Source organism: Pseudoruegeria aquimaris (assembly GCF_900172235.1).
In the GTDB taxonomy this organism is placed as follows: Bacteria; Pseudomonadota; Alphaproteobacteria; order Rhodobacterales; family Rhodobacteraceae; genus Pseudoruegeria; species Pseudoruegeria aquimaris.
Genome location: NZ_FWFQ01000010.1, coordinates 61,372 through 82,786, shown reverse-complemented (window position 1 = coordinate 82,786; position 21,415 = coordinate 61,372). Strand labels below are relative to the sequence as shown.

Sequence of the window (21,415 nt, the reverse complement as noted above, 5' to 3'; positions counted from 1 at the left end):
CCATGTATTCCCCTACGGGTAAGCACCTGATCGCCGGCACCTGGACCGGCTCCGAGAGCACCTTCACCTCGCAGCCCGTGGAGGGCCCTGCGGCCGTCGTCGCCAACGGCGGGGCGGCTGAGGTCGCGGCGGCCTGCGCCGCCGCCGAGGAAGCCTTCGAAACCTACGGCTACGGCAGCCGCGAGAGCCGCGCGGCCTTCCTCGAGGCCATCGCCGATGAAATCGAGGCCCGCGGCGCGCAGATCACCGACATCGGCACGCGGGAAACCGGCCTGCCCGCCGCCCGCCTCGAAGGTGAGCGCGGCCGCACCACGGGCCAGCTGCGCCTCTTCGCCGCCCACATCCGCGAGGGCGCCTATCTGGACGTGCGCCACGATCCGGCCCTGCCGGAACGCGCGCCCCTGCCGCGCCCCGATCTCAAGATGATCCAGCGCCCGATCGGCCCGGTGGCCGTGTTCGGCGCTTCCAACTTCCCCCTGGCCTTCTCCACCGCCGGCGGCGATACCGCCTCGGCGCTGGCCGCCGGCTGCCCCGTCGTCGTGAAGGGGCACCCGGCGCACCCGGGGACGGGGGAGATCGTGGCCGAGGCGATCGCCGCTGCCATCGCCGCCTGCGGCCTGCATCCCGGCGTGTTCAGTCTGATTCAGGGCAACACCAACGATCTTGGCGCCGCTCTGGTGCAGCACCCCTTGATCCGGGCGGTGGGTTTCACCGGCAGCCTGGGCGCGGGGCGTGCGCTCTTCGATCTCTGCGCCGCCCGCCCGGAGCCGATCCCCTTCTTCGGCGAACTGGGCAGCGTGAACCCGGTGTTCCTGCTGCCGGGCGCTCTCGCCGCGCGCGGCGAGGACATCGCCAAGGGCTGGGCGGGCTCGCTGACGATGGGCGTCGGGCAGTTCTGCACCAACCCGGGCATCGTGGTGGTGGAGCGCGGCGAAGGCGCCACCGCCTTCCTCGAAGCCGCCCGCGCGGCGCTGGCCGAGGTCGGCCCGCAGGTGATGCTCACCGAGGGCATCGCGCAGGCCTACCGTGCCGGGCGGAGCCGCGTGGCCGCCACCAGCGGCGTGCGGGAAGTGCTTACCACGACCTGCGATCTGCGCCACGCCACGCCCTATCTCTTCGCGACGACCGGCGCGGAATGGCTGGCCAACGACACCCTCGGCGAAGAGGTCTTCGGACCGCTCGGGATGGTCGTCGAGGTCTCCGGCGCGGAGGAAATGCTGGCCGTCGCGCGCGCGCTTCAGGGGCAGCTGACATGCACGCTCCAGATGGAGCCCGAGGATACCCCGCGCGCGGCGCAGCTGATGCCCGTGCTGGAGCGCAAGGCGGGCCGGGTGCTGGCCAACGGCTTCCCCACCGGCGTGGAGGTTGCCGACGCGATGGTGCATGGCGGGCCCTACCCGGCCTCCACCAACTTTGGCGCCACCTCCGTGGGCACGCTGGCCATCCGCCGCTTCCTGCGGCCCGTGTGCTACCAGAACATCCCCGAGGCCCTGCTGCCCGAAGATCTGAAGGGGCTCGGCTGAGGGGGCAAGGCTGAAGATGATCGGCTGACCGGGCGTTCAGCGTTGCGCCCGGCGCCATGCGCGCAGGTCCGCCCCGTGATCCATGAGCGCTTCCAGCGCCTCGTTCACCCGTTTCATGCGGGTGGTTTCGGTTTTCGCCGAAGCCACGTGCTGTGCCAGCATGCGCCGCTTGCCCGGGGTGAGCGCCGCGAAAGCGCGCCCGGCGCGCTCGTTGGCCTGGAGCGCGCCTGCAAGCGCGGGAGGTATCTCGACATGGGATTGATCGGCGATGGCAAAACGCATCTCGGCGAAGTCGCCCGGCGACAGCCCGGCTGCCTTCATCACGGTGGGCGAGACAATCACGTAGTGCCGCCCGTCGCCGGCGGGAATGAAGGCATTGGCCACCGGCATCTCCGCGATTTCGCCTTCGATTCTCAGCCTTGGATGGGCCTTCAGTGGCAGGCGCGCGGCAATTTCATCGGGCAGGAACATCACGTTGTAGTGCACCTTGCGCACCCGTCCGACACCGTGCCGCTCGATCGGGGCTTCAAAATGAAATGGGTAGGGGTCCATGCCGTCACTCCTGCGCGCGGGCGGAATCCTAGTGTTTCAGGGGGCAGGGTCCAGCCGCATCGGGGCAGGGCGTTGGTTCGGGGCATCGTCTTTCGGCGATTGACCGGCTTGCCGCCCCGCACACTCGCATGGGATAGAGCGGGCACATCGAAACGGGAGCAGCTAGACATGTCCGGCAGGATCCGCCCCTACCTGAAGGCCGATACCGAGGCCCTGCGCGAGATCTGTATCCGCACGGGCGCGGGGGGCGAGGATGCGCGGGGTGTCGAGGCCGAGCCCGGCCTGCTGCCCGAGATCTTCCTCGATCCCTACCTGCGCCACAGCCCGGCCCACGCCTTCGTGGTGGAGGATGACGCAGGGCCCTGCGGCTACGCGGTCGGCGTGCCCGACAGCCGGGCCTTTGCCGCCTGGCAGGAGGCGCAGTGGTGGCCGCGGCTGCGGGCGGCGCACCGGGATCCGGGGCCGGACAGGGGCCGCTGGCAGAGCAGCGACTGGCTGCGCCGCTGGGTGCATTGCCCGCCCGAGGCGCTTCCCGATGCGCTGGCGGGCTGGCCCGCGCACGGCCATATCGATCTGCTGCCGCGGGCGCAGGGCGCCGGGCTGGCGCGCCCGCTGATGGAAACCCTGCTCGACAGCCTCGCGCGGGCCGGGGCACCGGGGATACACCTCGGCGTGGCCGCCGGCAACGCCCGCGCGCTCCGCTTCTACGAGAAGCTGGGATTTGTCCGCGTGCCCGACGTGGGCGGGCCGGGGGCGGTTTTCGTCGCGCGCAGTCTTCCGACGGCGGGTAGCGCCGACGCGGGGGCCTGATTCCGCGGCGCATTGCTCTTTCGAAAAGATACCAATGAGGCCAAAAATAATACCACTTTTGGGGTGGCCGGCTCGGGTTGCCGGTGCGTGACGCTCCTAATTCTCCTTGGAAACAGCCGTTTGCGGGTGGTTTGCGCCACGTCACGCGCATAGGTCTTGCGTGAGCGCACAAATTAGATACCTTTGTGATGCCAATTTGATCCAAGGGAGGACTCGATCCGTGACTGCAACCACTGGCAAACTCGTTCTGGCCGGGCTGATGGCGAGCTTCGCCGTTGAAGCCGCGGCCCAGGAGATCACCCTCTATTCCTGGCGTGAGCAGGAAATCCCGCTCTGGGAGCACATCTCCGAAAACAACCTCGTGGACGGCGTGACGATCAACTTCGTCCGGATCCCGGCCGACAACTACGACACCAAGCTGCGCATCGATCTGCAGGACGGCGGGCCGGACATGTTCCAGGGCCGCGCCGGCGCCGCCTGGCTCAAGAGCTTCGTGGAGGCGGGCATCGTCGCGCCGCTGGATCCGTCCATCGATCTTTCCGCGCTGGCCCCCGCGACGCTGACCGCCGGGCAGGGCGCCGACGGCACCCAGTACGGCGTGCCCTTCGCCGTGCAGATGGAGAGCATCCTCTACAACAAGGGCGTGTTCGAGGCCAACGGCATCGAAGAGCCGAAAACGCTGGATGAGCTGAACGCAGCCGCCGAGAAGCTCAAAGCCGCCGGCGTCACCCCCTTCAGCTTCGGCGGCCGCTCCGGCTGGTGGCTGAACCAGGTGGTGGGCGAAGTGATGACGGCCGGCCTGGTGGATGACGCCACCGCGCAGGGGCTGATCGACGGCTCCGTCTGCTTCACCGATCCCGCCTTCGTGCAAACGCTCGCCACCGTTAAGGGCTGGATGGATGCCGGCTACATGAACGCCGCGCCGCTGGCCGACGACTACGGCGCCATGCGCACCGCCGTGGCGCTGGGCGAAGCCGCGATGATGATCGACGGCGCATGGTCCTCCGGCCCGTCCTCGCCGATGTACGAGATCGACCCGAACCTCGAAATCGGCTTCATGCCGGTGCCGGGCGAGAACGGCAAGGTCTACGCCTTCGGTGACGGCTCCTACCTCGCCAATGCGAACACCGAGCACGCCGAGGCGGTCAACAAGGTGCTGGCCTTCACCACCACCAAGGAGTTCGCCGAGCTCTTCGCGGCCAAGGTGGGCGAGCTGCCCGTCTACGGCGGTGACTACGCCATCGAAGATCCGCGCCTTGCAGAGATCGCGGGCCTCGTGGCCAACAACTCCGCCGCAGCCACGCCCTTCTTCGCCTACGCGCTGAACTCCGGTGAACCGAGCTACGGCCAGCTGGTGGCCGACGGCTACCAGGAGCTGCTGAACGGCTCCATCACTCCGGAGGATCTGGCTGCCAAGATCCAGGCCGGTCTGAACTCCTGGGGCTATGCCGGCGCGGCGAACTGCCAGTAAGCGCAGGGCCGCGATGTGAAACGGGCGGGCCCCATCGGCCCGCCCGAACCTTGAAGGGTGACGGGGAAACGCATGGCGAAGATGAGCTACAACCGGAAGGCCAACCTGCAACGGATCGCGCTGCTGACGCCGGGCGTGCTGCTGTTCGGTATCTTCAACTTCCTGCCGCTGGTGGCGCTCCTGGGCCTGAGCCTCGTGGACTGGCCGGGGGTCGGTTCGGCGGATTTCGTCGGGCTTGAGAACTTCCGCAAGCTCGCGCTGGAGCCCTACTACCGCGATCAGTTCGTCAACGCGCTGGTGCAGAACATCTGGATGTTCGTGCTGATCATCGGCTCGATGCTGCTTCTGGGCTCGCTTCTGGCGCTGCTGCTTTCCTTCGGCACCAATGGGCGCGGAGCCTACCGGGCGATCTACTTCCTGCCCTATCCGCTGGCGGGCGCCGCCGTGGCCTTCCTGCTGGATCTGATGGTGCAGCCGCGCGGGGCCATCAACACCTTCTTCGTGAAGACGCTGGGCTGGTGGGACGCCCCCATCGGCTTCCTGGGTGATACCGATCTGGCGCTGCCGACGCTGGCGATGTTCTACGCCTGGCACCGGATGAGCTTTGCCATCGTGCTGATCCTTTCGGCCATCGTCGGCGTGCGGGTGATCCTGCTGGAGGCGGCCATGCTCGACGGCGCCTCGCGCTGGCGGATGCTGAAGGCCGTCGTCTTCCCCGTGCTCGCGCCGGCCTTCGTGCTGATCACCGTGATCGTGATGGTCGATGTCTTCAACAATGCCGATTACACGCTGCTGCTGATGGGGCCCGAGGCCGGGCCGCTGCGCTCCACGGATGTGCTGGGCACCTTCCTCTTCCGCACCTCCTTCGGCGGCTCTGCCACCAGCGTGAACGTGAATTTCGGCATGGCGGCGGCCATCGGCCTCGTGACGGCCATCCTGATCCTGCCCGCCGCGCTGTTCCTCGCGCTCAAGAACCTGCGGAAGGACTGACCCGATGCACAAGATCTTCAGCCTTTCGCGCAAGGAACAGCTTGCCGTCCAGTTCATCCTGATCGCCTGGGCCTGCGTGGTGCTGATCCCGCTCGGCGTGGCGGTGATCAACTCGTTCAAGCCCAACCTCGGCGAAGTCTACCGCGCGCCCCTGGCGCTGCCCTCGGAGTGGACGTGGTCCAACTATGCCGAGGCCTGGGTGGGGGCGAACTTCGGCGGCTACTTCCTGAACTCCGCCATCGTCTCGCTGAGCGTGGTGGTGATCGTCTGCTTCTGCGCCTCCACCACGGCCTTCGTGCTGGTGCGGATGCCGTTCCGGGGCTCCGCCCTGCTGTTCGCCTGCTTCATGATCGGCGTCATCATTCCGATCCGCCTCGCGCTCGCGCCGCTCTTCACCATCGTGAAGGGGCTGGGCCTGCTCGATACGCTCACCGGGCTGATCCTCGTGCAGTCGGCCTCGATGATGCCGGTGGCGGTGTTCATCCTGACGGCCTTCCTGAAATCCGTGCCCAGCGAACTGGAAGACGCCGCCCGCATGGACGGGGCGCTGCCCTTCCAGATCTACTGGCGCGTGGTGCTGCCCCTGATCCGTCCCGCGCTCGCCACCGTGGCGCTCCTGAGCTTCGTGCAGGCGTGGAACGAATACTTCCTGCCGCTGATCTTCCTTCAGAGCAGCGAGCTCTACCCGCTCACCCTCGGTATCGCCGAATTCCGCGCCCAGTTTTCCGTGCAATGGCACCTGATGTTCGCCGGCATCCTCATCATGCTGGCCCCCACCGTCATCGCCTTCCTGCTCGCCTCCCGCCAATTCATCGAGGGGCTGACGCAGGGCGGCGTCAAGGAGTAGCCCCATGTCTTCGCTCGACATCAAACACCTCAACAAATCCTACGGCTCGGTGCAGGTGCTGCACGACATCAACCTGGAGATCCCCGAGAACGCCTTCGTGGTCTTCGTCGGCCCCTCGGGCTGCGGCAAGTCCACCCTGCTGCGCTCCATCGCCGGGCTGGAGGAGATCGACAGCGGCGAGATCATCCTCGAAGGGCGCGACGTGGCCAAGGAGGCACCGGTGGATCGCGATTTCGCCATGGTGTTCCAGTCCTACGCGCTCTACCCGCAGATGACCGTGCGCGACAACATCGGCTTCGCGCTTTCCGTCGCGGGCCGGCCCAAGGCCGAGATCCACCGGAAGGTGGACGAGGTGGCGCAGATGCTGCGGCTCACCGAATACCTGGACCGCAAGCCGGCGGATCTTTCGGGCGGGCAGCGCCAGCGGGTGGCCATCGGCCGTGCGATCCTGCGCAGCCCCAAGGCCTTCCTCTTTGACGAGCCGCTCTCCAACCTCGACGCCGAACTGCGTGTGGACATGCGCCTGCAGATCGCAGAGCTGCGCCGGCAGATGTCGGCCACCTTCATCTACGTGACCCACGATCAGGTGGAAGCCATGACGCTGGCCGACCAGATCGTGGTGCTGCGCGCTGGCCGGATCGAGCAGGTGGGCAGCCCGATGGAGCTTTACCACCACCCGGCCAACAGCTTCGTGGCGAGCTTCATCGGCTCGCCCAAGATGAACCTGCTTTCCGTGGCCGATCTGGGGCTTGCGGGCGAAAGCGCGGCCACGCTGGGCGTGCGCCCTGAACACCTGAGCATTGGTGCCGACGGCGCGCTGGAAGGCACGATTGCGGCCATCGAGAACCTCGGCCCGGTCTCCTACGCCTATGTCGATGTGCGGGGCGCGCGGGTGACGGTGCAACTGCCGCCCGCCCACGGCTTTGCGCTGGAGGAGGCGGTGAAGATCGGCTGGGCGGATGACGCGCTGCACCGCTTTGATGCCGAGGGGCGGCGGATCTAGGCGAAACGGTCAGGAGCGCGCCCGGCCCCGAGGGTGGGCGCGTCTTCGCAAGCGGGGCGGCTGTGCCTCACACTACGCAGCCGCGCGCGAAACGGATGGGCAATAGCGCGCCCGCCCTGGGGGGGCGGGGCCGGGCGCGCTCCGGATCGCAAGCGATCCGGCAGGTTTCTTTGAAGGCTGGAGCAAGGCGCGTGACACATTCTCTCATTCCCACTTGGCGCGCGGGCGCGGGCAACGGGCGGCTCGAACTGGATCTCGGCCCCGCGGCCGTGGATCTGCCCGAAGGCACGCGGCTCTGCCTCACCTCGCAGCTCTACCCGCTGTCGGGCGATGACATCCGCGGCGGCACGCTCGCCGTGGCCGATGGCTCCTACCTTGAATTCGTGCTGGAGCCTGGCGCGACCTGCGTTTCGGTAGGCGATCTCTTCTTTTCCCCGCGCCACGTGGGCGAAGGCCCGGCGAGCGCATGGCTGGCCCTGCCGGACGGCCATGTGCAGGTGCTGGCCTGCGCCTCGATGCGGCGGGATCCGGAACTGGCCATTCCGGCCGCGCCCGTCCCGGTGCCGGAGCCCTTCTCCGGCCCGCGCTGCACCCCCTGGCCCAACGGCATGGCGCTGTCCGGGCTGCAGGCGCGCCCGGCCGTGGACCTTTCGGCCGCGGGGGCCGCGCTGGACCGGCTGCGCTGGGTGCTCGGAGAGATCGGCAAGACGGCCGGGCGGCTGCAGGAGCCCGGCGGCCTCGTGCTGGAGCCGCGGGCGGATCCGTCTCTGCCGCCGGAGGCCTACCGGCTGGAAATCGGCACGGAAAGGATCGCTCTGGCCCACGGAGAAAAGGGCCTGTTTCCCGCGCTCGTCACGCTGGCGCAGATGCTGGAGGGCTGCACCCACGGATTCGGCTTCCCGGCGGCGGGCTCGGTGATCGAGGACGCCCCCGCCTACGGCTGGCGCGGGATGCATCTGGATTGCGCGCGGCACTTCTTCACCGTGTCCGAGATCGAGCGGCTGCTGGCCCACATGGCCTGGCTCAAGCTGAACCGCTTCCACTGGCACCTGACGGACGACGAGGCCTGGCGCGCCGAAATCCCCTCGCTGCCGCAACTCACCGGGGTCGGGGCGCAGCGCGGCTTCGGCCGGCCGCTCACCGCGCAGCTGGGCGACGGGCCGGAAGGCCACGTCGGGGCCTATTCCACCGCCGACATGGCGCGCATCGTCGCGACGGCGGCCAACCTCGGCATCGCGGTGATGCCCGAGATCGATCTGCCGGGCCATTCCACGGCCCTTCTGCGCGCGATGCCCGAACTGGTGGACGGGCAGGAAATGCCGCGCAGCTATGCCTCGGTGCAGAACTTCTTCAACAACAGCCTCAACCCGGCGATGCCCGGCGCTCTGGAGACGGTGGGCGCGATCCTCGATGATCTGCTCGCGGTGTTTCCCGGCGCCGAGGTCCACCTCGGGGGCGATGAGCTGCCCGCCAGGGCCTGGGCCACCTCGCCGGTGGCGCTGGCCGCCGCCGGGGAGCGCCCGGTGCTGGACCTCCAGAAGGATTTCTTCCGCCGCCTGCAGGCCCGGCTGGCCGCCGAGGGCCGCCGCATCGCGCTCTGGGATGAGCAGGGGCGGGTGCGGAGCGCCGAGCCTGAAGGGGCGCTGATCTTCTGTTGGCAGGATGTCGAGGTGGCCGAAAAGCTGGCCGAAGGGGGCTACAGGCTCGTGCTCTGCCCGGCGCAGGCAACCTATCTGGACATCGCGGAAAGCCCTCATTGGGAGGCTGCGGGCAGCGGTTGGGCAGGCCACACCAGCCTCGCCGACAGCTACGCCTTCGCCCCGGAAGCCGCCGTTCCGGCCGCGCGCCGCGGGCAGATCGAAGGCGTGCAGGCCTGCCTCTGGACGGAGCAGGTGCGCAGCTGGCCCGACCTTGAAGCCCTCGCCTTCCCGCGCCTTGCCGCCGTGGCCGAAACCGGCTGGACCAAAGCCTCGCAGAAGGATTTCGCACGCTTCATCGCCCTGCAGGCTTAGGCCAGACGGTCCAAATGTAGCACCAAATCCGCGCCGCCTCCGATGGGGGCTGCGTTTTCGTTTGGCGTGGGTGAAGTCAACAAAAAAGGCGCCGCAAGGCGCCTTGTTTTGATTGGTCGGAGTGAGAGGATTCGAACCTCCGACCCCTGCCTCCCGAAGACAGTGCTCTACCAGGCTGAGCTACACTCCGACCGTGAGGCCGGGAATTATAACCAAGCTTTGCCTTTGGCAACCCCGACTCAGCAGAATCTTGGCGCCGTGCCGAAAATTTTTTCGCCTACTCCTCGGGCAGCGGCGCGGGCCGCGATGGGGCGCCCCCGGTGCCGGCCTGCTGGCGCTGGCCGCGCCGTTGCGCCGCCCGCAGATAGGGGCCGACCCGCAGCGGGTTGCCCGTGCCGCTGCGCGTCCTCGTGCGCAGCACGGGGGTCGTTTTGGAGGTCTTGCCGCGGCTTTCGCGGAACAGGATGTAGAGCCCCGACAGGATGATGACCCCGGCCCCAAGCGCGGTGGGGCCGTCGAGCGTTTCGTTGAAGAAGATCAGCCCGTAGACCGAGGCCCAGATGATCTGGGAATACTGCATCGGCGCAACGATCACCGCCTCGCCGTGGCGGTAGGCGAGGATCAGGCAGAAGGTGGCCAGAAGCGCCATCGCCGCGATCAGGGCGAAGCCGCCGAAATGCTCGATGGGCATCGGCACGTAGATGAAGGGCAGCACAGCGCCCAGCACGATGAAATTGGCCAGCATCGGGAACAGCAGCAGCACGGCGCTGCGTTCCTCGTGGCCGATCTTGCGCACGATCACCGAGTTGAGCGCCCCGCCCACGGCGCAGAGCAGGGCGGCGGCATGGCCCAGTTCCAGCGTCGTGCCGCCGGGGCGCAGCACGATCAGCACGCCGCAGAGCCCCACGATGACGGCCGCCCAGCGGTGGAGTCCCACGCTTTCGCCCAGGATCGGGATCGCCAGGATGGTGATCAGCAGCGGCGCGGCGAAGATGATGGCATAGACCTGCGCCAGCGGCAGGACGCTGAAGGCGTAGAAGGCCCCGAGGCCCGAGGCCATGGAAGCCGCCGTGCGCAGCAGCATCCACCAGGGGTGGACGGGCCGCAGCGTGCCCTTGTCGGGATCGCCGATCAGCATCAGCACCAGCAGCGGAAATCCGAGAAGCCCGGAGAAGAACAGGATCTGGAACGGCGAATAGGTGCCGCCGAGAAACTTCACGATCACGTCGTGGGTGGAAAAAATCCCGTAGGCGGCGAGGGCGAAAACGGCCCCGGTGACATTCCCGCCGGGCAAGATCTTGGACATGGGGACTTCTCGAAAATCAGCTTTGCTTTGGGCCGACCATAGACAATGTGATGCCCCGGTAAAGACGCCGGAACGAAAAAGCGGGCCCGCCGGGGCCCGCCTTCGTGGAAAACGCCGTATGTGCCGCGGCTCAGAGGCCGGCGTCCAGAGCGGCGATGATCGCATCGCCCATTTCCGAGGTGGACACCGGGGTTTCGCCCTCGGCCTGGAGCAGATCCGCGGTGCGCACGCCGTCGGCCAGCACTTTCTCCACGGCGGCTTCGAGGCGGTCGGCCTCCGCGCCCTGGTCGAAGGAGTAGCGCAGCGCCATGGCGAAGCTCAGCACGCAGGCGATCGGGTTGGCCTTGCCCTGGCCGGCGATGTCGGGCGCGGAGCCGTGCACCGGCTCGTAGAGCGCCTTCGGGCGGCCGTTGCCCATCGGCGCGCCGAGCGAGGCGGAGGGCAGCATGCCGAGCGAGCCGGTGAGCATCGCGGCGGCATCCGACAGCAGATCCCCGAACAGGTTGTCGGTCACGATCACGTCGAACTGCTTGGGCCAGCGGCAGAGCTGCATGGCGCCGGCGTCGGCATACATGTGGGAAAGTTCCACGTCGGCGTATTCGGCCTGATGCACTTCCGTCACCACGTCGCGCCACAGGATGCCGCTTTCCATCACGTTGGCCTTCTCCATGGAGCAGACCTTGTTGCCCCGGCGGCGGGCCAGTTCGAAGGCGGAGCGCGCCACGCGGGCGATCTCGCTCTCGGTATAGCGCTGGGTGTTGATGCCGACGCGCTCGTTGCCTTCCTTGATGATGCCGCGCGGCTCACCGAAGTAGATGCCGCTCGTCAGTTCGCGCACGATCATGATGTCGAGCCCGGCCACGACATCGCGCTTGAGCGAGGAAAAATCGGCCAGCGCGTCGAAGCATTGCGCCGGGCGCAGGTTGGAGAAGAGATCCATCTCCTTGCGCAGGCGCAGCAGGCCGCGCTCGGGCTTCACCGAAAAATCCAGCGCGTCGTATTTCGGGCCGCCCACGGCGCCGAGCAGCACGGCGTCCACTTCCTGCGCCTTGGCCATGGTTTCGTCGGTCAGCGGGGTGCCGTGAGCATCGTAGGCCGCGCCGCCCACCAGATCCTCGGAGACGTCGAAGGCGAGATCGCGCTTGGCGCCGAACCAGTCGATGACCTTGCGGACCTCGGCCATGACCTCGGGGCCGATGCCGTCGCCGGGCAGGATCAGAAGGGAGGGATTGCTCATCAGAAGGCCTCGTCTCGCAAGTAAATGTCGGGAAAGGGCCTACCCCTTGAAATAAAGGGGGTCAAGCGGCGCGAAGGGCAAGGGTGCCCCAAGGGCGCGTATTTGTTGGAAACGCGATGAGGGTTCACCTCAGAGCCGGGCTGCCCTCGCCCGTGGTGGGGGCGAAAGCCCCCGCCTTGGGGGCGGGCGGGGGCTGCCCGGCGTGCCGCCGGGCGGCTGTTTCTGGCGTTGCGCGGAAGGCCACCACGGGCAGGGGCCGCCCGGCTCTGTCATGCGTTTTCACCCCCGCTCCACCACCTCGGCCAAGCCCTCGCTCAGCAAGTCATACACCCGCCGCACGCGGGGGCTGCGGCGCAGGCTCTGCGGCACCGAGAGCCAGACGGGCAGCGGCGGAATCTCGACCTCGGGCAGGATCGCGCGTACGTCGGGGCAGCGGCGGGCGGCGAAATGCTGGCCCGCCCCGATCCCGAGCCCGGCGCGCACGAGTTCCCAGTAGGCCGGGTGGTGGTCGCAGCGCGTCTGGAAGAAGCTGCGCTCCACCTCCAGGCCGAAGCCGCGCATCCCCCGCAGGATGAGATCGGACTTGTCGTAGCCCACCCACTCGTGCGCCATGGCCTCCTCGATGGTGCGCGGCAGGCCGCGCCGCGCGACGTAGCTCTCGGCGGCGAACAGGCCGAGCGCCATGTCGCCGATGTGCCGGGTGGCGATGTCCAGCTGCGTGGGCCGATACATGCGCACGGCGATGTCGGCCTCGTGGAAGAGCAGGTTTTCGCTGGCGTCCGAGGCGACGAGCTCCAGCTCTATTTCCGGCGCCGCGTGCCGGATGTCGCGGAGGATCGGCGGCAGGGCGTGCTGGGCCATCATCACCGAGGCCGTGATCCGCACGGTGCCGCGCGGGGTGACGGACTGGCCGCTGGCCGCCAGCGACAGCCGCGCCGCCGCCTGAGCCATGGCGCGCGCCGGTTCCAGAAGCGCCTCGGCCGCCTCTGTGGTGGCGAGCCCGCGGGCGTTGCGGGCAAAAAGCGTGAGGCCGAGGGTTCCTTCGAGCTGGCGGATGTGGCGGCCGAGCGTGGGTTGGCTCAGCCCCAACACGCGGGCCCCGGCGGAAAGGGAGCCCGTCTCGGCCACGGCCAGGAAGCTCTGCCAGAGCGCCCAATCCGGGGTTTGTGTCTTGTCCATGCAGGAATGAATACCAGATCGCCGGATTCGGGCAATGTCGGAACGAAAATGCACGGGCTACCTTTTGGTGTATCGACACGCAGACGCAGCAGACACAGGGAGACGGCACGATGGGCGGAACGGTTCTTGTCCTCGGGGCGAACGGGAAAATCGGGCGGCACGCCTGCGCGGCCTTCTGGAACGCGGGCTGGACGGTGCGGCGCTTCGACCGCGCGCGGGACGATCTGGTGCAGGCGGCGCAGGGGTGTGACGTGATCGTCAACGGGTTCAACCCGCCGGCCTACCACGATTGGGCCAACATCCTGCCGCGCCTGACGGCCGATGTGATCGCCGCCGGGCAGGCGAGCGGGGCGACGGTGATCCTGCCGGGCAACGTCTACAATTTCGGAGATCGGCCGGGCGTCTGGTCCGAGGACACGCCGCAGAGGCCCTGCGCGCGCAAGGGAGAGATCCGGAAGCGGATCGAGGCCGAGTATCGCGCCGCCGCGGCGGAAGGCGTGCAGACGCTGGTGCTGCGCGCGGGAGATTTCATCGATCCGGGCCGGCAGGAGACGTTGATGGCGCTCGTCATCATGAAGGATCTGGCCAAGGGGCGGCTGACCACCCTCGGCGATCCCGCCGTTCCGCGCGCCTACTGCTACCTGCCGGATTGGGCGCGGGCGGCCGTCATGCTGGCGGCGAAACGCGCCGAGCTGGCCCCCTTCGAGGATGTGCCCTTCGCCGGGCACGCATTCTCGATGCTGGAGTTGCAGGCCGAGGTGGCGCGGCAGCTTGGCCGGCCGGTGAGGCTCTCCCGGTTCCCGTGGTGGCTGATGACGCTTGCGAGCCCGGTCTGGGAACTGGCCCGCGAGATGCGTGAAATGCGTTACCTCTTCGAAACGCCGCACCGGTTGAGCGGCGCGAAGCTGGCCCGCCTTCTGCCGGATTTCGAGCCGACGCCGTTTTCGGCCGCCATCGCCGCGGAGATCCCGCCAGAGGCCCGCAGGCCGTCCGTGGACGCCGCCGGTCAGGGCCAGTCGATGTCCACCCAGACGAGCGCGTGACGGCTGGCCGCGGCCGCGGGGCTGCCCGGGGCCGGCCACATCAGCCCGGCGCCGCGCAGCTTGAGGCGCGCATCGGGCAGAACGTAATCGACCCGCAGGTTGCCGGGGCCTGCCCCCTCATCCGGCCAGTCCACCGTATCCTGTTCCGGCGGCCCGGCGTGGCGGGTGTTGGCCCCGCCCTGTGCCCGCGCCGCCGCCCGCCCTCCTGCGCTTGCGGGGCGCGGATCCTGCAAGGCGGGGTGCGCGAGGAGCCAGCGGATCGCTTGCTTGCGGCCCTCGCCGTCGAAGGGGTCGGCATTGGCGTTTCCGAGCAGCACGAGCGGGGCGTCGGGCGATGGCTCCAGCGACCGCGCCCAGAGCCGGATCTCATCGTGGTTGCGTCGCCCGTTGCGATCTTCCGGGCCGTCGAAGACCGGTGGCGCGGCATGGAAGGCCAGCAGGGTCAGCGTGCCGCCAGGCAGGGCGATCGGAACGCGCCAGTGGCCTGAGCTCGAAAGCGGTTGGTCGGGGATCCGCGCCGCCATGCCTGCCCGCAGGTTGCCGTCGAGCGCGGACCACATCACGCCGCCGAGATCATCCGCGCCGGACGCGAAGGGGTAGCGTGACAGCACGGCCATGCCGCCGTTGCCGGGAAACCGGCCGAAGCCGATGGCGTCCTCCGGCTCGCCAAGGCGGCCGTCGCCGTCCAGATCCAGCCCGCTGTCGCGCCCGCGTGGGCTGGGGCCGGTGTGGACATGGGGCAGATCCGGCCCGGTTTCCCGAAGCCGGGCCGCGAGCGCGCGCGCGGCCTGGGAATCGGGATCCTGGTCGAACCCGGTGAGCAGGAGGATGTCCGGCCGCGCCTCGTGCAGGACGGCCAGCACGGCTTCGACCTGGGGATCCTCGCCCAAGAGGATGTCGCGCAGCAGGAGCCCGGGGCCTTCCCGCTCAAGCTCGGCTGTGTAGGTTGCGATGCGTATGGGGTCGGCCGGCGCGGGTGCCGGGGGCAGGGCCGCCAGCAGAAGCCCGACGAGCGGGCTCAGACGGCCTGCAGGGCTTCGTCGGCGGCGCGGGAGAGGGCGCTGCGCTTTTCCTCGATCATGTAGGCGATCCGCGCCATGGCGATGCCGCGCATGAAGAGGGAAGCGGGAAGGAAGGCCCATAGTGCCACGATCCAGATCAGCGTCTGCGGCGATTCGAAGGACAGCGGCGCAAAGACATCCGCCGCGAACTGCACCGCGACCGGGATCAAGAATGGCAGCGTGAAGCCTAAGGAAACGTTAACCCTGCCGTCCCGCAGCAGCCGCTTCACCACGTCGCCGCCGGCGGTCGGATCGAAGGTGGGCAGGTTGATCCAGACGTTGAACTGCCCGGCGTGGGTGGGCCAGTTCCAGAGCCGCAGGATGATCAAGAAGATCGCCAGCGTCACCAGCGACACGAGGTAGGACATCCCGGCGGCGGCGGCGAGCAGGTCCAGCGCCTCGGGCGGGGTGTCCAGCGGCGCGGCCTGCGTGACGAGCCGCACCGGGCTGAAGGGGAAATCCATCGCGTGGCTGATGACCCTGCCGATCACCGTCACGAGCTCCGTCATCGGGGTGGCGACGACGGAGCCGCGCACGATCATCGTGAGCATGAAAACGGTCACGAACAGAGACAGCAGGCGGATGCGGTTGAACGGCGGCGCATCGCGGAACTCGATCAGCGACGGGCTGACGACGGCATATTCGACGAAGGTGAGCAGGGCGGCGAAAATGGCGACGAGCGCCACGACCTGGTTGGAATCGGCGGAGGTGTTGCCAAGCAGCAAGGACGGCGTCGCGATGACGATCCCTACAAGCGCCGCGCGAACCAGCGCACCTGTCAGCTGCATGATCACTGCCGTTCAACCCTCAACCTGGACGGGACGATCTTGACGCCGTTCCCTCGTTCCAAACCGTGCCGCCCCTGTGTCCGGGCGGTTGCCTCATTCTTGCCTTAATCCTGCATCGCATTCACTGTCGCGGGCAAGGTGTTGTTAATCATGACCTTTACGATTTGCCCTATTCGCTCCGCCACTGGTGCGCGTTTGCATCATTCAAAAGCAAGCACGGTCAGCAACGAAGGCTGACCGTGCTTATTGTTTCCGCAGTGAAAACGACCGCTTCGCGAGTCGCTTCCGGGGCCTGAAGGGATCAGACCCAGGGGCGCTCGGCGCGGGCTTTGGCCTCGAAGCTGTCGATGGCGGCGGCCTTCTCCAGCGTGAGGCCGATGTCGTCCAGCCCGTTCAGAAGGCAGTGCTTCTTGAAGGCGTCCACCTCGAACTTGATGACCTCGCCCTCGGAGGTGGTGATCTCCTGCGCTTCGAGATCCACCGTCATCCGGGCATTCTCGCCCCTCTCGGCGTCCTTCATCAGGATGTCCACCTGCTCCTGCGGCAGCACGATCGGCAGCATGCCGTTCTTGAAGCAGTTGTTGAAGAAGATGTCGGCGAAGGAGGTGGAGACCACGACCTTGATGCCGAAATCCGCCAGCGCCCAGGGGGCGTGCTCGCGCGAGGAGCCGCAGCCGAAGTTGTCGCCCGCGATCAGGATCTGGGCCTTGCGGTAGGCCGGCTGGTTGAGCACGAAATCGGGGATCTCGTTGCCGTCCCGGTCATAGCGCATCTCGTCGAAGGCATGCACGCCGAGGCCCGAACGCTTGATCGTCTTCAGGAAGACCTTCGGGATGATCATGTCGGTGTCGATGTTGACGAGCGGCATGGGGGCCGCGATGCCGGTGAAGGTTTCGAACTTTTCCATCGCTTGGCTCCTTACATCATCTCGCGAACGTCGGTCAGCCGGCCGGTGAGAGCGGCGGCTGCGGCCATGGCCGGGGACACGAGGTGCGTGCGCCCCTTGTAGCCCTGGCGGCCTTCGAAGTTGCGGTTGGAGGTGGCGGCGCAGCGCTCGCCTTCGCTCAGCTGGTCTGGGTTCATGGCAAGGCACATGGAGCAGCCCGCGAGCCGCCATTCGAAGCCGGCGTCCTGGAAGATCTGGGCGATGCCCTCTTCCTCGGCCTGCGCCCGCACGAGGCCCGAGCCCGGCACGACCATGGCGCGTTTCACCTTGATCTTCTTGCCCTTCAGGATCTCGGCGGCGGCGCGCAGATCCTCGATCCGGCCGTTGGTGCAGGAGCCGATGAACACGGTGTCGATCTCGATGTCGGTCAGCTTCTGACCAGGGGTAAGGCCCATGTAGTCGAGCGCGCGCCGCACGGCCTCGACCTTGCCGCCGGTGAAATCCTCGGGCGACGGCACGACGCCGGTGATCGGCAGCACGTCCTCGGGCGAGGTGCCCCAGGTGACGACGGGCTCGATGTCTTCGGCGCGCAGGGTCACGACCTTGTCGAAATGTGCGCCCTCGTCGGTGTAGAGGGTCTTCCACCAGGCCAGCGCGGCCTCCCACTGGGCGCCTTTCGGGGCGTGGGGGCGGCCCTTGACGTATTCGAAGGTGGTTTCGTCCGGCGCGATCAGGCCGGCGCGGGCGCCGCCTTCGATGGCCATGTTGCAAACGGTCATCCGGCCTTCCATCGAGAGATCGCGGATCGCTTCGCCGCAATATTCGATCACGTGGCCGGTGCCGCCGGCGGTGCCGGTCGCGCCGATCACGGCGAGGGTGATGTCCTTGGCGGTGACGCCCGGCTTCAGCTTGCCGGTGATCTCCACCTTCATGTTCTTGGATTTCTTCTGGATCAGCGTCTGGGTAGCCAGCACGTGCTCCACTTCCGAGGTGCCGATGCCGTGCGCCAGCGCGCCGAAGGCGCCGTGGGTGGCGGTGTGGCTGTCACCGCAGACGACGGTCATGCCCGGCAGCGTCCAGCCCTGCTCGGGGCCGACGATGTGCACGATGCCCTGGCGGACGTCGGACACCGGGTAGTAGTGGATGCCGAATTCCTTGGCGTTCCTGTCGAGCGCCTCGACCTGGATGCGGCTTTCCTCGTTGTCGATGCCCTTCTCGCGATCCAGCGTGGTGGGCACGTTGTGATCGGGCACCGCGATGGTCTTCTCCGGCGCGCGCACCTTGCGGCCGGCCATGCGCAGGCCTTCGAAAGCCTGCGGGCTCGTCACCTCGTGCACGAGGTGGCGATCGATGTAGAGAAGGCAGGTGCCGTCCTCGGCCTCATGGGCAACGTGGGCATCCCAGATCTTGTCGTAGAGTGTTTTGGGCGCGGTCATGGTTATCCTCTCCCGCTGAAGGTTCGTCGTGGCGTGATGGTTCGGCTGCGCACAGGTAGGCGCCCGGCCTCATAGGCCGGTGACGATGGACAGAGCCAGACCATGGAAGCGCCAGGGCAGGCGCGCGCGGTCGTCTATGTCGAAGATGCGAGTCATCGTCGTCGGGATACTGCCTTTCCCGCCCTCCCACAAGGGATTCCGGACTATACAAGCCGCCGCGCTTGGCCAAAGATCACCGCATGGAACAGGAACTTCAACAGCTTGTCGGCGAATTCTGGCGCTATACCGAGGCGGCCGAGAGTTTCGCGCGTTCGATGCTTCTGCCGTCGCGGCTGCGCCAGTTGGTGATCCTGATGGTGCTTGCCGGCGTGGCCTGGGGGGTCAACGCGGTGCTGGCGCCCCGCGTGCACGACTGGATCCGCAGCCTGCAGGGGCGCAGCAAGGCGCAGCTGCGCAACCTCGTGGAACTGCACCGGCGGATCTGGGGCTACAGCTACGTGGCGCTGATCTGGCTGACCGTCTTCGTGATGAACACCGTGCTGGGGATGTTTCCCTCGCATACCTACATCCTTCGCATCGCGGGATCGGTGGGGGTGGCGTGGATCTTCGTCAGCCTGATCGCGCGCTTCGTGCGCAACCCGCTGCTGGCCCGTATCCTGAAGTGGGGCGCCTGGGCCTATGCCGCGCTCTATTTCACCGGCCTGCTCGGCGCGGTGGCGGGGCTGATGGATGCCGTCGCCATCGAGATCAACGACTTCCGCCTCTCGCTGCTGATCGTCTTCAAGGCGCTCGTCGTCACCGGGGCGCTGGTCTTCGTCGCGCGCTCGCTCTCCAACCTCATCACCCGCTGGGCGGAGCGGAACGAGAACATCTCGCCCACGCTGGGCGTGCTGATCGCCAAGATCACGCAGGCCTTTCTCTACGTCTCCGCCGTCTTCTTCGGCCTGCGTGCCATCGGCTTCGATCTCACCGGCCTCACCGTGCTTTCGGGCGCCATCGGCCTCGGCCTCGGCTTCGGCCTGCAGAAGATCGTGTCCAACATCGTCTCCGGCGTCATCATCCTGATGGACAAGTCGGTGAAGCCCGGCGACGTGATCTCCCTCGGGGACACCTTCGGCTGGATCGATTCGCTGGGGGCGCGCTACGTGTCGGTCGTCACGCGCGACGGGCGCGAATACCTGATCCCGAACGAGGATCTGATCACCAACCAGGTGGTGAACTGGAGCCACTCCAACGAGCTGGTTCGGCTCGACATCCACTTCGGAACCTCCTACGGCGACGATCCGCATCTCGTGCGGCAAACGGCGATCGATGCGGCGCTGTCGGTGGGCCGGGTGCTGCCCGACAAGCAGCCCGTGTGCCATATCACCGGCTTCGGCGACAGCAGCGTCGATTACGTGCTGCGGTTCTGGATCGCCGATGCCACCAGCGGGCTGACCAACGTGCGCGGGGATGTCTATCTCGCGCTCTGGGATGCCTTCAAGGCGGCCGGGATCAGCATTCCCTTCCCGCAGCGCGAGGTGCGTCTGCTGGGCGAGGGCGGGCCGGATGGCGGCGCGGGTGCGGCCGGGGCAGGGGCGTAGCTGCCTGAAAGCCGAACTTCGGGCTTCCGTCGTCGGGCAAGCTGCTTCATGCTGTGCCCGACCGTTGGACCGTGCTGCCAGAAAGGGCTGCCCCATGTTGCGTGAACTCCGCCTGCTCTCCGTGAAACCCGCCGTGGCCGGGGCTGCCCTTCTGGGGCTGCTCGCCGCCTGTGCGCCGCCGCCGCCGGCCGGGGTGAAACTGCTTCAGGACGCGGATCCGCTCACCGTGGACCCGGCCGCCCTCGCCGTGCGCATCCATCTGCCCGAAGGGGTGGGGCTGCAGAAGGGCGGGGCCGTGCTTTCGGTGGGGGCGACCGACGGCGCCGCGGCGGTGAACGAAGACTTCACCCTTCAGACGGCGGCGCGCGGCGAGCGGGTGGTGGATCTCTCGCTCTCCGGCAAGGATGCCGAGCGGTTCCGGGCGCTTCAGGCCAAGGCGCGTGCGTGGAAGGCCGAGAGCCCGGCAACGGCGAAGGGCGATCTTTCGGTGGACGTGAAGGGCTGTGCCCTCGACGGCCCGGTTTCGCCCACCGTGGAAACGGCCATCGACATCAGCCTTGACGGCGGCGCCAGTTTCCTGCCGCTGCTGCCCTCCACCCCCCTGTGGGAACTCACCGACGCGGTGAACGTGGCGGAGATGCCGCCCTGCTAGGGCCATGAGGCGGCCGAGACGCCCCGTCATGGCGGCTTTGCAGCGCCACGCATTGAGATTCGGCGCCGCCGATGCTACCTTTGTGCCATGCCCAGCGCCGGGGCCGTGGCGGCGCGTCGCAAGGAGGACACTGTCCTGTCTCACGCAGCAGACGCAATCGATGGCACGATTGCACCGGATACCGCGATGACGGCGGTTCAAACGGATTGGTCGAGCGAAACCCTGCTCGACGCCATTCTCTCTTCGCTTCAGGATGACAAGGCCGAGGATGTCACGCAGATCGATCTGCGCGGCAAATCCGAGATGGCGGATTACATGGTCATCTGCTCGGGCCGTTCGTCGCGGCAGGTCGCCTCGATCTCCGAGAAGCTGACCGAGCGCCTGAAAGAGCGTTTCGGCCTCTCTTCCAAGGTGGAAGGGGCCGATGCGGGCGATTGGGTTCTGATCGACACGGGCGATGTGATCGTGCACGTGTTCCGCCCGGAAGTGCGCGATTTCTACCAGCTCGAAAAGATGTGGTTGCCGGCCGGCGCTTCGCCCTCCAGGGCCTAGATGCGCGCCCACATCTGCGCGGTGGGCCGCCTTCGGGCGGGCCCTGAGCGCGACCTGATCGACGATTATCTCACCCGGTTCGACCGCACCGGGCGCAGCCTCGGGCTGGGCCCGGCGACGCTTCACGAGGTGGAGGACAGGAAGGGCGGCGGCATGGCCGCCGAAGCCCCCCTGCTTGAACGCGCCGTGCCCAAGGGGGCGCTGGTCTGCGTGCTGGATGAACGCGGCCGGCTGATGAGCTCGCCGGAGTTCGCCCGCCAGCTCGGCCAGTGGCGCGACATGGGCCGCGGCGACGTGGCCTTCCTGATCGGGGGCGCCGACGGGCTGGCGCCCGAGCTGCGCGACAGGGCCGATTTCAAGCTTTCCTTCGGCAAGATGGTCTGGCCGCACATGCTGGCGCGGGTGATGCTTGCCGAGCAGCTGTATCGGGCGGCCTCGATCCTTGCGGGCAGCCCCTACCACAGGGAGTAGGGGCAAGCCCGCG

At 67.9% G+C, this 21,415-nt stretch carries 20 protein-coding genes and 1 tRNA gene; 12 read left to right on the top strand and 9 right to left on the bottom strand.

The annotated features are described in order from the left end of the window. Positions 1-2: 2 nt before the first annotated feature. Positions 3-1,523: an aldehyde dehydrogenase (NADP(+)) gene (locus PSA7680_RS08725; RefSeq protein WP_085868324.1), complete on the top strand. Its 1,521-nt coding sequence runs from the start codon at positions 3-5 to the stop codon at positions 1,521-1,523. A gap of 36 nt (positions 1,524-1,559) precedes the next feature. Here the strand turns inward: PSA7680_RS08725 and PSA7680_RS08720 are convergent, their stop codons facing one another. After that, positions 1,560-2,075 carry a YdeI/OmpD-associated family protein gene (locus tag PSA7680_RS08720; protein ID WP_085868323.1) on the bottom strand — a complete coding sequence of 172 codons (516 nt, stop codon included), beginning with the start codon at positions 2,073-2,075 and terminating at the stop codon, positions 1,560-1,562. A gap of 168 nt (positions 2,076-2,243) precedes the next feature. Between PSA7680_RS08720 and PSA7680_RS08715 the strand changes: the two genes are divergently transcribed. From PSA7680_RS08715 to PSA7680_RS08690, 6 genes are all read left to right on the top strand, one after another. Then, positions 2,244-2,885 (top strand): GNAT family N-acetyltransferase, encoded by a 642-nt coding sequence (locus PSA7680_RS08715; protein WP_139838593.1) that lies wholly within the window; start codon positions 2,244-2,246, stop codon positions 2,883-2,885. A gap of 220 nt (positions 2,886-3,105) precedes the next feature. After that, positions 3,106-4,356 carry an extracellular solute-binding protein gene (locus PSA7680_RS08710; protein ID WP_139838592.1) on the top strand — a complete coding sequence of 417 codons (1,251 nt, stop codon included), beginning with the start codon at positions 3,106-3,108 and terminating at the stop codon, positions 4,354-4,356. A 72-nt stretch (positions 4,357-4,428) separates the two neighbouring features. Continuing rightward, a complete protein-coding gene (locus PSA7680_RS08705) occupies positions 4,429-5,346 on the top strand; it encodes a carbohydrate ABC transporter permease (RefSeq protein WP_085868321.1) in 918 nt (305 codons plus the stop codon). 4 nt (positions 5,347-5,350) lie between these two features. Beyond that, positions 5,351-6,193 carry a carbohydrate ABC transporter permease gene (locus tag PSA7680_RS08700; RefSeq protein WP_085868320.1) on the top strand — a complete coding sequence of 281 codons (843 nt, stop codon included), beginning with the start codon at positions 5,351-5,353 and terminating at the stop codon, positions 6,191-6,193. Positions 6,194-6,197: 4 nt separating this feature from the next. Beyond that, positions 6,198-7,196, top strand: coding sequence for an ABC transporter ATP-binding protein (locus PSA7680_RS08695; protein ID WP_085868319.1), 999 nt, complete (start codon positions 6,198-6,200; stop codon positions 7,194-7,196). A gap of 191 nt (positions 7,197-7,387) precedes the next feature. Continuing rightward, a complete protein-coding gene (locus tag PSA7680_RS08690) occupies positions 7,388-9,208 on the top strand; it encodes a beta-N-acetylhexosaminidase (RefSeq protein ID WP_085868318.1) in 1,821 nt (606 codons plus the stop codon). Positions 9,209-9,321: 113 nt separating this feature from the next. Here PSA7680_RS08690 and PSA7680_RS08680 read toward each other — a convergent pair. The 4 genes from PSA7680_RS08680 to PSA7680_RS08665 form a co-directional block, all read right to left on the bottom strand. Further along, a tRNA-Pro gene (locus tag PSA7680_RS08680) sits at positions 9,322-9,398 on the bottom strand. A gap of 87 nt (positions 9,399-9,485) precedes the next feature. After that, positions 9,486-10,514: a DMT family transporter gene (locus PSA7680_RS08675; protein ID WP_085868316.1), complete on the bottom strand. Its 1,029-nt coding sequence runs from the start codon at positions 10,512-10,514 to the stop codon at positions 9,486-9,488. 130 nt (positions 10,515-10,644) lie between these two features. Next, positions 10,645-11,751, bottom strand: a complete 1,107-nt coding sequence (gene leuB / locus PSA7680_RS08670; protein WP_085868315.1) for a 3-isopropylmalate dehydrogenase — start codon at positions 11,749-11,751, stop codon at positions 10,645-10,647. A gap of 279 nt (positions 11,752-12,030) precedes the next feature. After that, a complete protein-coding gene (locus tag PSA7680_RS08665; RefSeq protein WP_085868314.1) occupies positions 12,031-12,930 on the bottom strand; it encodes a LysR family transcriptional regulator in 900 nt (299 codons plus the stop codon). A 110-nt stretch (positions 12,931-13,040) separates the two neighbouring features. Between PSA7680_RS08665 and PSA7680_RS08660 the strand changes: the two genes are divergently transcribed. Beyond that, positions 13,041-13,973, top strand: a complete 933-nt coding sequence (locus PSA7680_RS08660; protein WP_085868313.1) for an NAD-dependent epimerase/dehydratase family protein — start codon at positions 13,041-13,043, stop codon at positions 13,971-13,973. On the opposite strand, the gene PSA7680_RS08655 is transcribed toward PSA7680_RS08660, so the two are convergent. From PSA7680_RS08655 to leuC, 4 genes are all read right to left on the bottom strand, one after another. Continuing rightward, entirely contained in the window at positions 13,937-14,863 is a 927-nt protein-coding gene (locus PSA7680_RS08655; protein WP_245824535.1) for an endonuclease/exonuclease/phosphatase family protein, read from the bottom strand. The genes PSA7680_RS08660 and PSA7680_RS08655 overlap by 37 nt on opposite strands. Positions 14,864-14,991: 128 nt before the next feature. Next, on the bottom strand, positions 14,992-15,822 hold the full coding sequence (locus tag PSA7680_RS08650) for a hypothetical protein (protein WP_306372451.1): 831 nt from the start codon (positions 15,820-15,822) through the stop codon (positions 14,992-14,994). A gap of 301 nt (positions 15,823-16,123) precedes the next feature. Beyond that, positions 16,124-16,729 (bottom strand): 3-isopropylmalate dehydratase small subunit, encoded by a 606-nt coding sequence (leuD, locus tag PSA7680_RS08645; protein ID WP_085868311.1) that lies wholly within the window; start codon positions 16,727-16,729, stop codon positions 16,124-16,126. A gap of 11 nt (positions 16,730-16,740) precedes the next feature. Beyond that, entirely contained in the window at positions 16,741-18,144 is a 1,404-nt protein-coding gene (gene leuC, locus PSA7680_RS08640) for a 3-isopropylmalate dehydratase large subunit (RefSeq protein WP_085868310.1), read from the bottom strand. 239 nt (positions 18,145-18,383) lie between these two features. Here leuC and PSA7680_RS08635 point away from each other — a divergent pair, with 239 nt between their 5' ends. The 4 genes from PSA7680_RS08635 (at position 18,384) to rlmH (ending at position 21,402) form a co-directional block, all read left to right on the top strand. Then, on the top strand, positions 18,384-19,727 hold the full coding sequence (locus PSA7680_RS08635; RefSeq protein WP_085868309.1) for a mechanosensitive ion channel family protein: 1,344 nt from the start codon (positions 18,384-18,386) through the stop codon (positions 19,725-19,727). A 94-nt stretch (positions 19,728-19,821) separates the two neighbouring features. Beyond that, positions 19,822-20,379 (top strand): hypothetical protein, encoded by a 558-nt coding sequence (locus tag PSA7680_RS08630; RefSeq protein WP_085868308.1) that lies wholly within the window; start codon positions 19,822-19,824, stop codon positions 20,377-20,379. Between the two features lie 186 nt (positions 20,380-20,565). Continuing rightward, positions 20,566-20,931, top strand: coding sequence for a ribosome silencing factor (gene rsfS, locus PSA7680_RS08625; protein WP_085868307.1), 366 nt, complete (start codon positions 20,566-20,568; stop codon positions 20,929-20,931). Further along, positions 20,932-21,402, top strand: a complete 471-nt coding sequence (gene rlmH, locus PSA7680_RS08620) for a 23S rRNA (pseudouridine(1915)-N(3))-methyltransferase RlmH (RefSeq protein ID WP_085868306.1) — start codon at positions 20,932-20,934, stop codon at positions 21,400-21,402. Positions 21,403-21,415: the final 13 nt, after the last annotated feature.

Coding starts and splice junctions, on each gene's coding strand:
- PSA7680_RS08725 (WP_085868324.1), top strand. CDS start 3: ATGTATTCCCCTACGGGTAAGCACCTGATCGCCGGCACCTGGACCGGC.
- PSA7680_RS08700 (WP_085868320.1), top strand. CDS start 5,351: ATGCACAAGATCTTCAGCCTTTCGCGCAAGGAACAGCTTGCCGTCCAG.
- PSA7680_RS08675 (WP_085868316.1), bottom strand. CDS start 10,514: ATGTCCAAGATCTTGCCCGGCGGGAATGTCACCGGGGCCGTTTTCGCC.
- leuD (WP_085868311.1), bottom strand. CDS start 16,729: ATGGAAAAGTTCGAAACCTTCACCGGCATCGCGGCCCCCATGCCGCTC.
- leuB (WP_085868315.1), bottom strand. CDS start 11,751: ATGAGCAATCCCTCCCTTCTGATCCTGCCCGGCGACGGCATCGGCCCC.
- rsfS (WP_085868307.1), top strand. CDS start 20,566: ATGACGGCGGTTCAAACGGATTGGTCGAGCGAAACCCTGCTCGACGCC.
- PSA7680_RS08720 (WP_085868323.1), bottom strand. CDS start 2,075: ATGGACCCCTACCCATTTCATTTTGAAGCCCCGATCGAGCGGCACGGT.
- PSA7680_RS08650 (WP_306372451.1), bottom strand. CDS start 15,822: ATGCAGCTGACAGGTGCGCTGGTTCGCGCGGCGCTTGTAGGGATCGTC.
- PSA7680_RS08635 (WP_085868309.1), top strand. CDS start 18,384: ATGGAACAGGAACTTCAACAGCTTGTCGGCGAATTCTGGCGCTATACC.
- PSA7680_RS08715 (WP_139838593.1), top strand. CDS start 2,244: ATGTCCGGCAGGATCCGCCCCTACCTGAAGGCCGATACCGAGGCCCTG.
- PSA7680_RS08630 (WP_085868308.1), top strand. CDS start 19,822: ATGTTGCGTGAACTCCGCCTGCTCTCCGTGAAACCCGCCGTGGCCGGG.
- PSA7680_RS08695 (WP_085868319.1), top strand. CDS start 6,198: ATGTCTTCGCTCGACATCAAACACCTCAACAAATCCTACGGCTCGGTG.
- PSA7680_RS08660 (WP_085868313.1), top strand. CDS start 13,041: ATGGGCGGAACGGTTCTTGTCCTCGGGGCGAACGGGAAAATCGGGCGG.
- PSA7680_RS08665 (WP_085868314.1), bottom strand. CDS start 12,930: ATGGACAAGACACAAACCCCGGATTGGGCGCTCTGGCAGAGCTTCCTG.
- PSA7680_RS08705 (WP_085868321.1), top strand. CDS start 4,429: ATGGCGAAGATGAGCTACAACCGGAAGGCCAACCTGCAACGGATCGCG.
- rlmH (WP_085868306.1), top strand. CDS start 20,932: ATGCGCGCCCACATCTGCGCGGTGGGCCGCCTTCGGGCGGGCCCTGAG.
- leuC (WP_085868310.1), bottom strand. CDS start 18,144: ATGACCGCGCCCAAAACACTCTACGACAAGATCTGGGATGCCCACGTT.